General features: G+C 73.7%; 13 protein-coding genes and 1 pseudogene. 9 read left to right on the plus strand and 5 right to left on the minus strand.

What is annotated here, in order from left to right; genetic code table 11:
• The first annotated feature begins 5 nt into the window (after positions 1–5).
• The 7 genes from KPL57_RS19595 (at position 6) to KPL57_RS19625 (ending at position 9,720) form a co-directional block, all read left to right on the plus strand.
• Entirely contained in the window at positions 6–1,622 is a 1,617-nt protein-coding gene (locus KPL57_RS19595) for a pyruvate, phosphate dikinase (RefSeq protein ID WP_226352684.1), read from the plus strand.
• Positions 1,623–1,977: 355 nt separating this feature from the next.
• Positions 1,978–3,717 carry a PEP-utilizing enzyme gene (locus KPL57_RS69920; protein ID WP_226352685.1) on the plus strand — a complete coding sequence of 580 codons (1,740 nt, stop codon included), beginning with the start codon at positions 1,978–1,980 and terminating at the stop codon, positions 3,715–3,717.
• A 75-nt stretch (positions 3,718–3,792) separates the two neighbouring features.
• The gene (locus KPL57_RS19605) at positions 3,793–4,101 is read left to right on the plus strand and encodes a YciI family protein (RefSeq protein ID WP_226352686.1); all 309 of its coding nucleotides are present in this window, start codon (positions 3,793–3,795) and stop codon (positions 4,099–4,101) included.
• A gap of 201 nt (positions 4,102–4,302) precedes the next feature.
• Positions 4,303–5,904 (plus strand): long-chain fatty acid--CoA ligase, encoded by a 1,602-nt coding sequence (locus KPL57_RS19610; RefSeq protein WP_226352687.1) that lies wholly within the window; start codon positions 4,303–4,305, stop codon positions 5,902–5,904.
• Positions 5,901–6,899, plus strand: a complete 999-nt coding sequence (locus KPL57_RS19615) for an LLM class flavin-dependent oxidoreductase (RefSeq protein ID WP_226352688.1) — start codon at positions 5,901–5,903, stop codon at positions 6,897–6,899. Before KPL57_RS19610 ends, KPL57_RS19615 begins: the two co-directional genes overlap by 4 nt.
• A 119-nt stretch (positions 6,900–7,018) precedes the next feature.
• On the plus strand, positions 7,019–8,971 hold the full coding sequence (locus KPL57_RS19620; RefSeq protein ID WP_226352689.1) for an acetoacetate--CoA ligase: 1,953 nt from the start codon (positions 7,019–7,021) through the stop codon (positions 8,969–8,971).
• 2 nt (positions 8,972–8,973) lie between these two features.
• A complete protein-coding gene (locus tag KPL57_RS19625) occupies positions 8,974–9,720 on the plus strand; it encodes an LLM class flavin-dependent oxidoreductase (RefSeq protein WP_226352690.1) in 747 nt (248 codons plus the stop codon).
• Positions 9,721–9,751: 31 nt separating this feature from the next.
• On the opposite strand, the gene KPL57_RS19630 is transcribed toward KPL57_RS19625, so the two are convergent.
• From KPL57_RS19630 to KPL57_RS19650, 5 genes are all read right to left on the minus strand, one after another.
• Positions 9,752–10,063, minus strand: coding sequence for a hypothetical protein (locus KPL57_RS19630; RefSeq protein ID WP_226352691.1), 312 nt, complete (start codon positions 10,061–10,063; stop codon positions 9,752–9,754).
• A 60-nt stretch (positions 10,064–10,123) separates the two neighbouring features.
• Positions 10,124–10,729, minus strand: coding sequence for an NAD(P)H-dependent oxidoreductase (locus KPL57_RS19635; RefSeq protein ID WP_226352692.1), 606 nt, complete (start codon positions 10,727–10,729; stop codon positions 10,124–10,126).
• 124 nt (positions 10,730–10,853) lie between these two features.
• Positions 10,854–11,057, minus strand: coding sequence for a CsbD family protein (locus tag KPL57_RS19640; RefSeq protein WP_020621565.1), 204 nt, complete (start codon positions 11,055–11,057; stop codon positions 10,854–10,856).
• Positions 11,058–11,144: 87 nt separating this feature from the next.
• A complete protein-coding gene (locus KPL57_RS19645; protein ID WP_226352693.1) occupies positions 11,145–11,585 on the minus strand; it encodes a CBS domain-containing protein in 441 nt (146 codons plus the stop codon).
• Between the two features lie 34 nt (positions 11,586–11,619).
• A complete protein-coding gene (locus KPL57_RS19650) occupies positions 11,620–12,234 on the minus strand; it encodes a carboxymuconolactone decarboxylase family protein (RefSeq protein ID WP_083695339.1) in 615 nt (204 codons plus the stop codon).
• 189 nt (positions 12,235–12,423) lie between these two features.
• On the opposite strand from KPL57_RS19650, the gene KPL57_RS19655 reads away from it, so the two are divergent.
• Positions 12,424–13,470: a Glu/Leu/Phe/Val dehydrogenase dimerization domain-containing protein gene (locus tag KPL57_RS19655; RefSeq protein ID WP_226352694.1), complete on the plus strand. Its 1,047-nt coding sequence runs from the start codon at positions 12,424–12,426 to the stop codon at positions 13,468–13,470.
• Positions 13,470–14,627: pseudogene (gene hppD, locus KPL57_RS19660) on the plus strand (4-hydroxyphenylpyruvate dioxygenase); the annotation flags it as partial. The gene KPL57_RS19655 and the pseudogene hppD, both read left to right, overlap by 1 nt.

A 14,627-nucleotide genomic window follows, 5' to 3' on the forward strand; every position in this document is an offset into this window, starting at 1 on the left:
CGACGATGACCAGCACGGCCACCGCGGCGTCCACCGCCGTGTTCGCCTTCGACCACCCGCACGAGCGGCCCCCGCGCGAGCTGGCCGACCTGCTCGGTGGCAAGGGCGCCGGGCTCGCCGAGATGACCTCGGTGCTCGGCCTGCCGGTGCCCCCGGGCTTCACCCTGGGGCTACCCGTGTGCGCCGCCCACCGCGCCGGGGGATGGCCCGCCGGGCTCGACGAGGCCATCACCACCCAGCTGGCCGCCCTGGAGGAACGCCTGGGCCGCCGCTTCGGCGACCCGGCCGACCCGCTGCTCCTCGCGGTGCGCAGCGGCGCCCCACGGTCCATGCCGGGGATGCTCGACACCGTCCTCAACCTGGGGCTCGACGAGGCCACCACGGCGGGCCTCGCCGAGGTCTCCGGTGACCCGGTGTTCGCCTGGGAGAGCTACCGGCGGTTCCTCGCCATGTTCGCGACCACGGTGCTCGGGGTCGACCACGCCCTGATCGGGCCCGCCCCCGCCGAACGCACCGAGGCCGCGCTGCGCGCCGAGGTCGACCGCGTCCGCGCGGTCCTCGACGCCGCGGGGACCCCGGTACCGACCGACCCGCGCGCCCAGCTGCGCGCCGCGGTCGAGGCGGTGTTCCGCAGCTGGGACAGCCCACGCGCCCGCGCCTACCGCGAGCGCGAGGGCATCTCGGACGACCTCGGCACCGCGGTGAACGTGCAGGCCATGGTGTTCGGCAACCGCGACGACTCCTCCGGGACCGGTGTCGTGTTCACCCGCGACCCGTCCACCGGCGAGAACGTCCCCTACGGTGACTTCCTGCTCCGGGCCCAGGGCGAGGACGTCGTCGCCGGCACCGCCCGCACCACCCCGATCGCGGGGATGGCGACGTCCCTGCCGCGGGCGCACGCCGAGCTGACCGGGCTCCTCGACCGTCTGGAGCGCCACTACCGCGACATCTGCGACGTGGAGTTCACCGTCGAGAGCGGGCGGCTCTGGGTGCTCCAGACCCGGGTCGGCAAGCGCGGCGCCGTCGCCGCGGTGCGCGCGGCGGTGGAGATGGTGGACGACCCGGCGATCGGGCTGTCCCGGGCCGAGGCGCTCGCCCGGGTGCCCGAGCAGGTGCGGGAGCGGGCACGGGCCGAGGTGCTCGCCGCGGGCCGCGGGGCCGCGTCGACCCCGGCGGCGCTCACCACCGGTCTCGGCGCCTCGCCGGGCCGGGTCAGCGGAGCCGTCGTGCTGAGCGCCGACGCGGCCGCCGACGCCGAGGGCGACGTCGTGCTGGTCCGGCCGGAGACCAGCCCGGAGGACGTGCACGGTATGTCGGTCGCCGTCGGCATCCTGACCAGCACCGGCGGGCTGGTCAGCCACGCCGTCGTCGTCGCGCGCGGCTGGGGCATCCCGGCCGTCGTCGGGGCGGAGGAGCTGCACGTGGGTGCCGACGCGGTGCACGCCGCCGACGGGACCCGGCTGTTCGGGCCCGGCGACGTCGTGACCGTCGACGGCGCGACCGGCGAGGTGTGGCTCGGCGACGTGACCGCGGGTGCCGACGACGGCGCTTCGGACGCCGAGGTCGTCGCCCGGTTGCTTCCCGCGCTCGCCGTGCTGGACGGCTGGGCCGCCGCCGGCTGAGTCCGGAACGGAGGACCGCGACCGGGCCGGCGCACCGAGCTCGCGTGCGTGCGGTCTCCGCCTCGACGGCGAGGAATGCGAGGGATGAGTCGCACCCGGGGTGCCCGAAGGGCGACACGTGCGGGCCCTGCCAGGCCACCGCCCGACGGCGCGACGCTCGACATGACCGGTCTGTCGCGTCGAGTTCGCCCGAGGTCGTGGGCGACGCCGTCCGGGCACGGCGGAGTGACGGTTGACACGCCGCCCGCTGCTCGCCAGAATGCGACGGACAAGTCGCACATCGAGCGTCGCGCCGACGCCCGGGTGCCCGGACCTCCGCCCGTGTGCGGACCTCGATGACGAGGAGACCAGCTCCGTGACCGACTGGCCCATCTTCGACCGCACGTCGAAGACCTTCCCGCTCTACTCCCGGGCGAACGTCGGCGAGATCTTTCCCGACCCGATCTCGCCGCTGAACGCCTCGACCGGCTTCCAGGCCAACCTCGAGCCGGGCTGGCGGGACGCCTTCGTCGCCTGCGGCGTCTGGGACCACGACCTCTACGACGCCTCGGTCGAGCGCAACGTCCTGCCCGCCTTCGGGAGCTACCTCTACATCAACATGTCGCTGATGCGCCTGTTCGGCGTGCGAGTGCCGGGGATGGGCGCCGAGGCCGTCGACCTGCAGTACTTCGGCGACATGCCGGGTATCCCGAGCTACGAGAGCGAGAAGCGCGACTTCGACGACGACCCGGCGTACTCGGAGAAGGCCGGCGCCTGGCTGATGAACGAGGTCCTGCTCGCGAAGGACCTCGCCGCCTACGACGCCGACCGGCGGACGGTGCTGGACATCCGGTCGCAGCGACCGGACGTCGCGACGTTGTCGGACGCCGCGCTCGCCGAGCGCATCACCTCGTTCAACGACGTCCTGCGTGGCCTGTTCCAGCGCCACATCGAGTCCAGCCTCAAGTCCGGCGTCGGTCTCGGGGCCATCTCGCAGATCGCCGCGGCGGTCGGGCGCCCGGAGCTGGCCCTGACCCTGGTCGCCGGCATCGGCGACGTCGACTCCGCGGGTCCGCCGCACGGGATGTGGACACTGAGTCGCCTCGCGCGCACCGGCCCCGTCGCGGAGCTGTTCGACGGCGGTGTCGAGGGCCTGGACGCCCGGCTGCGGTCCTCCGGCGACCCGCAGGTCGCGGAGTTCGTCGCAGGGCTCGACGCCTTCCTCGGCGAGTGGGACTTCCGTGGCCCGGCCGAGTGGGAGCTGCGGGCGCTGACCTGGAGCCTGCGGCCCGAGCTCGCGCTGCACACGGTCGACCGGATGCGCGGCGTCGCGGACGAGGAGTCCCCACAGATCAAGAACGCCGAGCGGGTCCGGCAGCGGGAGGAGGCCACCGCGACCGTGCGGGAGCTGCTGGCCGGTGACGCGGAGGCCGGCGGCCAGTTCGAGGCCGCGCTGCACGCGGCGGCGCTCTGGCTGCGCGGGCGGGAGCGTTCCCGCACCACGGCCGCGATGCTGATCCACGAGCTGCGGCTGCCCGCGCTGGAGCTGGGCCGGCGCGGCGCCGAGGCCGGTCACCTGGACGCGGCGAAGCAGATCTTCATGCTGTTCGCCGAGGAGCTGCCCGCCTACCTCGCCGATCCGGGCTCGTTCACCGCCACCGTCCGCGAGCGCGAGCGCGTCTACCTGGAGATGTTCGACCTCGAGCCGCCGTTCGTCGTGGTCGGTGACCCACCGCCGACCGGCGAGTGGGTGCGCCGCTCGGGTCGGACGCACACCGCGGCCGTCGCCGGGGAGACCATCCAGGGAGTGTCCGGTTGCACCGGGGTCACCCGGGGTCGGGCGCGGGTGCTGCTCGACCCGAACGACCCCTCGGCGCTGGAGCCGGACGAGATCCTCGTCGCGCCCATCACCGACCCGTCGTGGACGCCGCTGTTCGTCGCGGCGTCCGCGGTGGTCGTCGACGTCGGGGCGCCGTTCTCGCACGCCGCGATCGTGAGCCGTGAGCTCGGCATCCCGTGTGTCGTGTCGGCGACCGACGCGACCGGCCGGATCCCGAACGGCGCGCTGATCGAGGTCGACGGGACCACCGCCACGGTCACCGTGATCGAGGTCTGACCGCGGCGCGCCCGGGACCGGCCGCCGTCCGACCGGTCCCGGCGCACCGCCCCGAGCACGTGCGACGATCGCACCGTGGCCACCACCTTCGCGCTGATCTACACCTACACCGACGACACCGAGCTGCGGGACGCCACCCGCCCCGCGCACCGGGACTACCTGCGCCCCTTCGGCGAGGACGGCACGATGCTCGCCGCGGGCGCCTGGGCGCCGGGGGAGGATCCGGGCGGGCTGCTGATCTTCCGGGTCGAGGACCGGGCCGCGGTGCAGCGCATCGTCGACAACGACCCGTTCACCACCGCCGGCGTCGTCGCCCGCGCCGACATCCGCGAGTGGGCGCCCCCGCTGGGCCCGCTCGCCGGGGCGCTGACCGGCCAGAACTGACTCCGGGGGCAGCCGTCCCCCACCCGCGCCGCACGGGCCGGGAGCGCACCGCGCTCCCGGCCCGTCGTCGTCCCCGGGGCCGTCGTCCCGACGCGTCGGACGGGCACGACCGGGTCGCAGCCCGCACCAGAATCTTGACAACTGTCCAGAAACTCGCCACGGTCATCGCTGTCCGCAACGGTGCGAGTCCGGGGAGCTGCGATGTCGCTGACCTTCTATCTCGACAAGGGCGCCTCGCTGGACCCCGCCGCGCCCTGCCTGACGCTCGACGGCACCTCGCTGTCCTACGGGGAGGTCGTCGACCTCTCGCACGCCGTCGCGCGGGCCCTGCGCCGCTCGGGCGTCGCCCCCGGCGACAAGGTCGGCATCCTGTCGGCGAACGACCCGACCGCGTTCTCCTGCGTGTTCGGCATCGCCCGGGCCGGGGCGGTCTGGTGCCCGATCAACCCGCGCAACGCGGCCGGGGAGACCGCCGAGCTCCTGGACCTGTTCGACTGCACCACGCTGATCTTCCAGTCGTCCTTCGACGACCTCGTCGCCACGATCGCTCCGGATCTCCCGCAGCTGCGGACACTGGTCCGTCTCGGCACGGGCACCGACCGCGCGCAGGCCTTCGACGCCTGGCTCGACGCCGCCCGCGACGACGCGTCGGCCGAGGCCGCGCCGCCCGAGGAGATCGTGGCGCTGGTCGGCACCGGCGGCACCACCGGGCGTCCCAAGGGCGTGCTGCTGACCGACCGCAACGTCGAGACGATGTCGGCGATCACGCTGATGAGCTACCCCTTCGACGAGCGCCCGGTCTACCTCGCGCTGGCCCCGCTCACGCACGCCGCGGGCGTGCTCTGCTTCCCGGTGATGGCCCGCGGCGGCGAGGTCGTGATCATGCCGAAGCCCGACGTCGGCCGGTTCCTGGAGCTGATCGAGACGCACCGGGTCACGCACACGTTCCTGCCGCCGACGCTGATCTACATGGTGCTGGGCCACGAGGCGCTCGACACGACGGACCTCTCGTCGCTGCAGTGCTTCTGGTACGGCGCGGCCCCGATGTCGGTGGCCCGGCTGGCCGAGGCACTGGACCGGATCGGGCCGATGGCTCAGCTGTTCGGCCAGTCCGAGGCGCCCATGATGATCTCGACGATGTCGCCCGCCGAGCACCGCCGTCCCGACGGGAGCATCTCCACCGAGCGGCTGGCCTCGGCCGGACGGCCGTCACCGCTGGTCGTCGTGGCGATCCTCGACGAGCAGGGCAGGCCGGTCCCGCGCGGCGAGCGCGGCGAGATCTGCGTGCGCGGGTCGCTGGTCATGGCGGGCTACTACCGCAACCCCGAGGCGACGGCGGAGGTGTCGGCGCACGGCTGGCACCACACCGGCGACATCGGCCGGCTCGACGACGACGGGTTCCTCCACATCGTCGACCGGGCCAAGGACATGGTCATCTCCGGCGGGTTCAACGTGTACTCCGCCGAGGTGGAGCAGGCCCTGATGGCGCACGACGCCGTCCGGGACTGCGCCGTGGTCGGCCTGCCCGACGAGAAGTGGGGCGAACGGGTCACCGCGGTGGTCCAGCCCCAGCCCGGTGCCGAGATCGACACCGAGGAGCTGGTCGCGTTCGTCAAGGCGCGCATCGGTTCCGTGAAGGCCCCCAAGCAGATCGAGATCTGGAGCGATCTCCCGCGCTCGACCGTGGGTAAGGTCCTCAAGAACGAGATCCGCGTCACACTCTCCGTCAGCGACACCACCGACGACATCGTCGGCGACGTCGTTGGCGACACTGTCATGCCGCAAGGAGGCAGCATCACATGAAGCTCGCTCTGTACCTCCCCAACTTCCGTGACCTGGTCACGGTCAAGGAGCTGGAGGACCTCACCGCGCTGGCCGAGGAGCTCGACTTCGACTCGGTCTGGACGCTCGACCGGATCGTCGTCCCCGAGAAGTCCGACCGCCAGGAGCTGGAGTACTCGTTCGGCATGATGGAGGGGCTGCCGAACGGCCTGCCCGTGTCCTCGCGCGGCAGGTGGTTCCAGGGTTACCCGCTGATCCCGTGGCTCGCCGCGAAGACCACCAAGGTCCGCATCGGCATGAGCATCATCGACACGCCGTTCCGCTCGCCCGGCGTCCTCGCCGCGGAGCTGGCGACCATCGACCACCTCTCCGGCGGCCGGCTCAACGTCGGCGTCGGCTCCGGCTGGATGCCCGAGGAGTTCGCCGCGGCGAGTGCCACGGACATCTTCCCGAGGCGGCACAAGCACGTGCGCGAGTCGATCGAGATCATGCAGGGCATCTGGGACAAGAACGCCGACCACTACGAGTTCCACGGCGAGTTCGCCGACTTCGACGCCTGCGGCTTCGGGCACAAGCCGCTGCAGGACCCGCGCCCGCCGATCTTCATGAGCGGCCTCAAGGACCCGCTGCGCTCGGCGCGCCGGATCACCAAGTACGACCTCGACGGCTGGATCGGCATCCAGGACTCGCCCGAGCGCCTCGCCCAGTGGATCACCGCGATCGACGAGCAGTTCGAGGAGATCGGCAGCCCCAAGCGGGCCAAGGACCTGGAGATCTGCTCGATGATCTGGACGGTCATCACCGACGAGGAGGTCGACCAGACCGTCAACGGCGTCGCCTCGAACCTGCTGGTGGGGACGGAGAAGCAGCTCACCGACCGACTCAAGGCGTACAAGGAGGCGGGGATGACCATGCCGCTGATCTGGCCGCCGTTCGCCGACGTGCCGGTGGCGAAGACGCTCGACGACCTGAAGCGGATCAAGAACGACATCATGCCGAAGGTGCTCGCCTCCTGAGGCTCCCGGGTCGCACCGCAGCACCGCAGCGCAGCACCGCACCGCAGCGCCGTGCCGGCGGGCCCACCTCACCGGGTGGGCCCGCCGGCACGCGGGACGTCCGTACGGAGGAGACACCGATGACCGACGTCCTCTGGACCCCGTCGGCGGAGCGCATCGAGCGGTCCGCGCTGCGCGCCTACCTCGACCGGCTGGCCGAGCGGGAGGGGCGCCCGTTCGACGACCACGACGCCCTGCACGCCTGGTCGGTCGCCGACGTCGACCGGTTCTGGTGCTCGGTCGTCGACCACTACGGCGTCGCGTTCTCCACGCCGTACACGCAGGTCCGCACCACCGACCCGATGCCGCACACCCGCTGGTTCACCGGCGCGCGGCTGAACTGGGCCGAGCACGCGCTGCGCCACGGCGCCGACGACGACACGGCCCTGGTGTGCGTGCGCGAGGGCGGCACACCCGCCCGGGAGATCACCTGGTCACGGCTGCGCCGGTCGGTTGCCGCCGCTGCGGCCTGGCTGCGCCGCGCCGGCGTCGAGCCCGGGGACCGGGTCTGCGCCTACCTGCCCAACACCGAGCACGCGGTGATCGGCCTGCTCGCCGCGGCCGCGGTCGGCGCGGTGTGGTCCTGCTGCTCGCCCGACTTCGGTGCCGAGGGCACCATCGGCCGGCTCGCCCAGCTCGAACCGACCGTCCTGATCGCCGCCGACGGCTACCACTGGAACGGCACGGTCGTCGACCGCGGCGACGTCGTCGCCCGGCTGCGGGAGAACCTGCCGACGGTGCGGCACGTCGTGCACGTCGGCCACGCGGTCGACCGGACCGCCCCGGAGGGCAGCACGCCGTGGGCGGAGCTGCTGGCCGTCGACGCGGAGCCGGAGTTCGAGCAGGTGGAGTTCTCGCACCCGCTGTGGGTGCTGTTCACCTCCGGCACCACCGGCCTGCCCAAGGGGCTGGTCCACGGCCACGGCGGCATCACCCTCGAAGGGCTCAAGTGGTCCGGGCTGTACTGCGGGCTGCGCGCGGGCGAGCGGATGTTCACCTACACCTCCACCGGCTGGGCGCTGTGGAACATGCAGCTCGGCGCGCTCGGCCAGGGCGCGTCGATCGTGCTCTACGAGGGCAGCCCCGGCCACCCGCCGGGCGCGGTCTGGGAGGTCGCCGCCCGGACCGGCGCCGACGTCGTCCTCCTGGGGGCGGCGGTGGTCACCGCGACGGCGAACAGCGGCGTCTCCCCGCGCGCCGACCACGACCTGTCCCGGGTGCGGCACGTGATGGTCAGCGGCTCGGCGCTGCCGCCCGCCGGCTACGACTGGCTCTACTCCCACGTCTCGCCGGACCTGCGGGTCGACTCCACCAGCGGCGGCACCGACATCTCCGGCTCCTTCGTCGGGGCGAACGAGTACTCCCCGGTGCGGGTCGGGCGGATCGGCGGGCGCCTGACCGGGGTCGACTGCGCCGCCTGGGACGACGACGGGAACCCGGTCGTCGACGAGGTCGGGGACCTGGTGGTCACCCAGCCGATGCCGTCCATGCCGGTGCACCTGTGGAACGACCCCGGCGCGCGCCGCTACACCGACTCCTACTTCGACACCTGGCCCGGCGTCTGGCGGCACGGTGACTGGGTGACCGTGCACGGCGACGGCAGCGTCTCCATCCACGGCCGCTCGGACTCCACCCTCAACCGCCACGGCGTGCGTCTGGGCACCGGCGACTTCTACGACGTCCTGGAGACGATGGAGGAGATCACCGAGGCCCTCGTCGTCGGCGTGGACCTCCCCGACGACGGGTACTGGCTGGGCCTGTTCGTCGTCCCCGCCGCGGGGCATCCGCTCGACGACGATCTCCGGGCGACGATCGTGACCACGCTGCGGACCCGGTTGACCCCCCGGCACGTGCCGGACGAGATCGTCGAGGCGCCCGCGGTGCCGCACACCCTGTCCGGCAAGCGGCTGGAGGTGCCGGTCAAGAAGCTGATGGCCGGGCGTCCGCTGGAGAAGGCGGCGAACGTCGCCTCGGTCGACGACCCCGACGTGCTGCGCTGGTACGCCCGGTTCGCCGCCGAACGGCGGGCCTGACCGTGCGCCTGGGCGCGACGCTCGCGCACCTGTCCGATGCGCCGCCCCACCCGGTGGTGCCGTGGGCGCGGCGCCTCGCCGGCGCGGGCTTCGCCCACCTCTGGGCGCCGGAGATCATCGGCCGTGGCCGGCTCGTGCCGGACCCGTTCGTCGCGCTCGCCGCCGCGGCCGGGGCCACCGACGGCGTCGGGCTGGCGACGGGCACCGTGCAGCTCCCGCTGCACCACCCCGCGGAGCTGGCGCACCGGATGCTGTCGTTGCAGGCCGTCTGCGGGGACCGGCTGGCCCTGGGGATCAGCCCCGGCTCCACCCGTGACGACTACGCCACCCTCGACCGCGACCACCGCACCCGTTTCCGGATCCTCGACGAGAACGCGGCCCGACTCCGCGACCTGCTGGAACACGGCCACGACGACCACGTCCGGCTCGCCGATCCGCCGGCCGCCCGCCCGCCGCTGCTGCTCGGCTCGTGGGGCGCGAACGTCCAGAAGGCGGCCCGGCGCTTCGACGGCTGGCTCGCCTCGGGCTACCGCACCACCCCCGCGGAGATGATCGAGGCGCTGGGGCGCTACCGGGCCGCCGGCGGGCGCCGCGCTGTCGCCTACGCCCTGCCGGTCCCCGCGGGGACCGACCTCGGGCGCCTGGGCGAGACGCTGCACCGCTACGCCGACGCGGGGTTCGACGACGCCGTCGTGGTCATCGAGCCGGACGGCCCGGACCCGGAGCGGGTCCGGGCGCTGCTGGCGTAGCGCCCCGTCGGACCCGGGCCGGTGCCGGGTCTCAGGCCCGTTCGACGTGTGCGCGCACCGCGGTACCGTCGTCGGAGACCCAGCCCTTGCTCCGGGCGTAGCCGAGCATGCCGGCCAGGTCGTCCTCCCAGCCCGGGCCGACCCGACCGGCGGCGAGCCCGCGGACGGAGTCCACCCGGACCAGGACGTGCCGGCCGTCGTCGGAGACCTCGCCGAGCCCGGTGCGGCGCACGGTGTCGGCGAGCTCCCCGTCGGCCAGTCCCTCGGTGGCGACGACGTGGAACGCACGCACGTCACCCGGGTCGACGAGCTCGACGTCGCCCGGAGTGATCCGGAAGTACATCCGTCGAGGCTAACCCGTGCGTACGTGCGGTGGCCGGTTCCGCGCCGCCGCGACGCGGGGTCAGCCCGCGAGCTTCCCGGCGACGGTGACCACGCGGGTGGCGAGGTGGTCGAGCGCGGCGTTCTCGGCGTCGCCGAGCGGGGCGTCGTTGTTCGCCCCGGTCACGTGCGAGGCGCCGTAGGGGTTGCCGTCGACGAACTTGGTCGGGTCGGTGTAGCCGGGCGCGACGACGATCCCGCCGAAGTGGTGGATCGTGTTGTACAGGGCGAGCAGGGTCGACTCCTGGCCGCCGTGCAGGGTCTGGCTGGAGGTGAACCCGGCGTAGACCTTGTCGGCGAGCAGGCCCTGGCCCCACTGCGGGCCGAGCGAGTCGATGAAGGTCTTCAGCTGCCCGGCGATGTTGCCGTAGCGGGTGGGGGAGCCGAACAGGACGGCGTCGGCCCACACGATGTCGTCGGCGGTGGCTGCGGGGACCTCGGGTGCGGCCTCGGCGTGCGCGGCCTGCGCCTCGGTGGCCTGGCGCTCGCCGGAGGTCGCCTCGCGGGCGACGCGACGCAGGCGCACCTCGGCGCCCGCCTTCTCACCGGCCGCGGCGGCCCGGTGGGCCACCGCGTCGACGGTGCCGGTGGCGGAGTAGTAGACGATGGCGAGCTTCACGGTGCTCATGGTTCCTCCGTGGGGTTCGGGGAGGAGCCCGGTACGGCGTCGGACCCGGCTCGGTACGCCGAGGGCCTTCCCGTTCGGGGCGACCGGCATGCCTGCCGGTCGCCCCCGTCACGGTGACGCCGGGTCAGCTCGTCGAGCCGCCCAGCGCGTCCTTGACGTTGCCCGCCGCGTCCTTCAGCTTCTCGCCGGCGTCCTTCAGCGACGCCTTCGACTGCTCGGCCTTGCCCTCGACCTGCAGCTCGCGGTCGCCGGTGGCCTCTCCGGTCTTCTCCTTGGCGACGCCCACGGCGTTCTCGGCCTTGTTCTTGACCTTGTCGGTGAACGACATGACTACCTCCTCGGTGGACTGTGCGTAGGAGGGCGCGCGCCCGCCGGTCCTCACGGGCATGTGACACAGGACACCGGAAACGCGCCCTCACGACCGGCCCGGGGCCGCCGCGCGTTCGTCGATCCGGGCCTGGATGCCGGCGTCGGAGCAGAAGCCGCGACCGTGGCGCTTGAGACAGAGCAGCCCGAGCAGGCGTCCGGAGCCGTCGACCACAGCGACCCGTCGCCGTCCGGCGTCGGCCATCGCCGCCCAGGTCGAGGCCAGGTCGTCGCCGGCGCGGGCCACCCGCCCGTCGAGCGTCCCGAGGGGCGCGACGGGCCGGTCGGGGACCGCCCCGCTCAGGTCGGCCCGGTCGACGACGGCGAGCAGCCGCCCGGCGTCGAGGACCAGCAGCGAGTGCACCTTGGGCCGCTCGAACGCCGCCCACGCCTGCGCGACGGTCGTCGCGGGTCCGCAGGTCTTGGGGAAGGTGTGCATGGCGGCTGCCACACGCACCCCGTCCGGTGCGGTGCTCGGTGCGGTGTTCATGGCGGACCTCCCCTCCCGCACGGGTTACCCGGACTCACTCCGGCCGGAACACGGCCAGGGCGGTGGCCAGCATCGAGTAGTACCCGGTCAGCCACACCAGCGCCGCGAGGGTGTCACGGCCGAGCGCGTCCAGCGCGGTCGCGTAGGCGCCGTCGCCCAGGTCGTGCTGGGTGAGCAGGGCGCGGACGGTGGTCAGCGCGACCCGCTCGGCCTCGTCGAGACCGTCGGGGACACCGCCGTCGAGCAGGGCCTGCAGCTGCGGGCCGGTCAGCCCGGTGTCGCGGGCGAGGCCCTCGTGCGCGGACCACTCGAACGCCGATCCGTGGTGCACGGCGACGGCGAGCACGGCCAGCTCGCGCAGCCGTGGCGGGAGGTCGTCGTCGGTGCGCAGGGCCGCGCCGACCTGCTGGACGGCGTCGCCGATGCGCGGCGAGAACAGCATCGTCGCGAACGGGCCGAGCAGCCGGTCGGCGTCGTCGACCAGCGGGACCCTGGCCTGCGCGCGTCGCGGGCCGGTCGCGATGCGGGCGTGCAGCGCGGCGCGCTCGGGATCGAGCCCTGCCGGGTCCGACGGCGCGGTCCGCGGGTGGGCCGGCGGTCGCGGCCTGCCACGCAGGTCGGCGGGCGTCGTGGCGTCGCTGGTCGTCACCGGTCCAGGCTACGGACGCCGACGGCGGGTCCCCGGGGTGACGCCGGTCTCCTGGACGATCAGCCCAGCTGTCCCGGCGTGCTGCCCCGCCGATCTGCGGTAGGTGCGTAGCTGGTTCTGGGCCGGTTGCGCAGATGCCGCGGCCCACGGTGTCCTCACTGCACACCAGCGAGGAGATGGAGGCGCGGGATGGCTCTGCCCGAGTGGGACGGCGAACTGACCTCGGTCCGGTACGACCGGGAGACGGGCGCGTGGTTCGTGATCGGGGTGCATTCGACCCGGCTCGGTCCGGCGTCCGGCGGGACTCGCGCGATGGTCTACCCCTCGCCCGACGACGCCGTCGCCGACGCCCGTCGCCTCGCCGGGGCGATGACGCTGAAGATGGCCGCCGCGGGCCTCCCGATGGGCGGTGGCAAGTCGGTGATCGCGCTCCCGGCCCCGCGCGCCGAGCTCGACGACGCGACCTGGCGGCGCATCCTGGAGATCCACGCGGCGAACCTGGAGCTGCTCGGCGGGAACTACACCACCGGCCCGGACGTCGGGACCTGCTCGGCCGACATGGACGTGCTCGCCGGCCTGACCCCGCACGTGTTCGGCCGCTCGGTCGCGGCGGGCGGGCCCGGCTCCTCCGGCCCGATGACCGCCCTCGGGGTGTTCGCCGCGATCCGCGCCGGAGCCGCGGAGGCCGGGTTCGACGGCGTCGACGGGCTGCGGGTGCTGGTCCAGGGGCTCGGGGCGGTCGGCGCCGACGTCGCCCGGCTCGCCGCCGACGCAGGGGCCAAGCTGATCGTCACCGACGTCGATCCGGCCCGCTGCGCCGCGGCCGCCGACGAGCTGGGCGCCGAGGTGGTCGACACCGCGGCGGTGACCACCCGCGCGTGCGACGTGCTGGTCCCGTGCGCCACCGGCGGGCTGATCACCGCCGAGGTCGCCGCGACCGTCCCCACCGCGGTGATCGCGGGTGCGGCGAACAACCTGCTCGCCGACCCGTACGCTGCCGATGTCCTGCGCCGGCGCGGGATCACCTACGCCCCGGACTTCGTCGCGAACGCCGGTGGGGCCATCCACCTGGTCGGCCGCGAGGTGCTCGGCTGGAGTGCTGCCGCCGTCGCGGACCGGACCCGTGCCATCGGCGACACCCTGGCCGGGATCTTCGCCGACGCCCGCGCACACGGCACCACCACGGTCACCGCGGCGGAGAACCTGGCAGCACGCACGTTGACGGGAGAGCACTGATGGACATCCTCACCGACTCCGAGAAGCTCGCCGACCTCGACGCCGCCGCCCTGCGCCGGCTGGTCGGCCTCGTCGAACACGACGACTCCGCCGACCCGTTCCCGGTCACCGGCTGGGACGCCGTGGTCTGGGCCGTCGGCAACGCCACCCAGGCCGCGCAGCTCTACCAGGTCGTCTACGGCATGGAGCTCGTCGCGTACTCCGGACCGGAGACGGGCAACCGCGACCACCACTCCTACGTGCTGCGCTCGGGCGCGGTCCGGTTCGAGCTGCGCGGCGCCGTCGACCCGGACAGCCCGCTCGCCGACCACCACCGCCGGCACGGCGACTCCGTCGTCGACATCGCCCTCGAGGTCCCCGGCGTCGACCGCTGCATCGACCACGCCCGCGCCCAGGGCGCCACCGTGCTCGTCGAGCCGCACGACACGACCGACGAGCACGGCACCGTGCGCACCGCCGCGATCGCCACCTACGGCGACACCCGGCACACCCTGGTCGACCGGTCCCGCTACACCGGCCCGTACCTGCCCGGCCACGTCGCCCGCGGCTCGTCGGTGGCCCGGCCCGCGGACGCGCCGCGGCGGGTGTTCCAGGCGCTCGACCACGTCGTCGGGAACGTGGAGTACGGGCGGATGGACCACTGGGTGGACTTCTACCACCGGATCATGGGCTTCACGAACATGGCCGAGTTCATCGGCGACGACATCGCCACCGACTACTCGGCGCTGATGAGCAAGGTCGTCGCGTCGGGCAACCACCGGGTGAAGTTCCCGCTCAACGAGCCCAGCCCGGGTCGACGGAAGTCCCAGATCGACGAGTACCTGGACTTCCACCGCGGCCCCGGCGCCCAGCACCTCGCGCTCGCGACGAACGACATCCTCGGCGCCGTCGACGTGCTGCGCTCCCGCGGCGTGGAGTTCCTCGACACCCCGGCCGCCTATTACGAGGACCCGGAGCTGCGGGCCCGCATCGGGTCCGTGCGGGTGCCGATCGCCGAGCTGCAGTCCCGCGGGATCCTCGTCGACCGCGACGAGGACGGCTACCTGCTGCAGATCTTCACCAAGCCGATCGGGGACCGGCCCACGGTGTTCTTCGAGCTCATCGAGCGGCACGGCTCGCTCGCGCTTCGGCAAGGGCAACTTCAAGGCGCTGTTCGA

Source organism: Pseudonocardia sp. ICBG601, assembly GCF_020496245.1.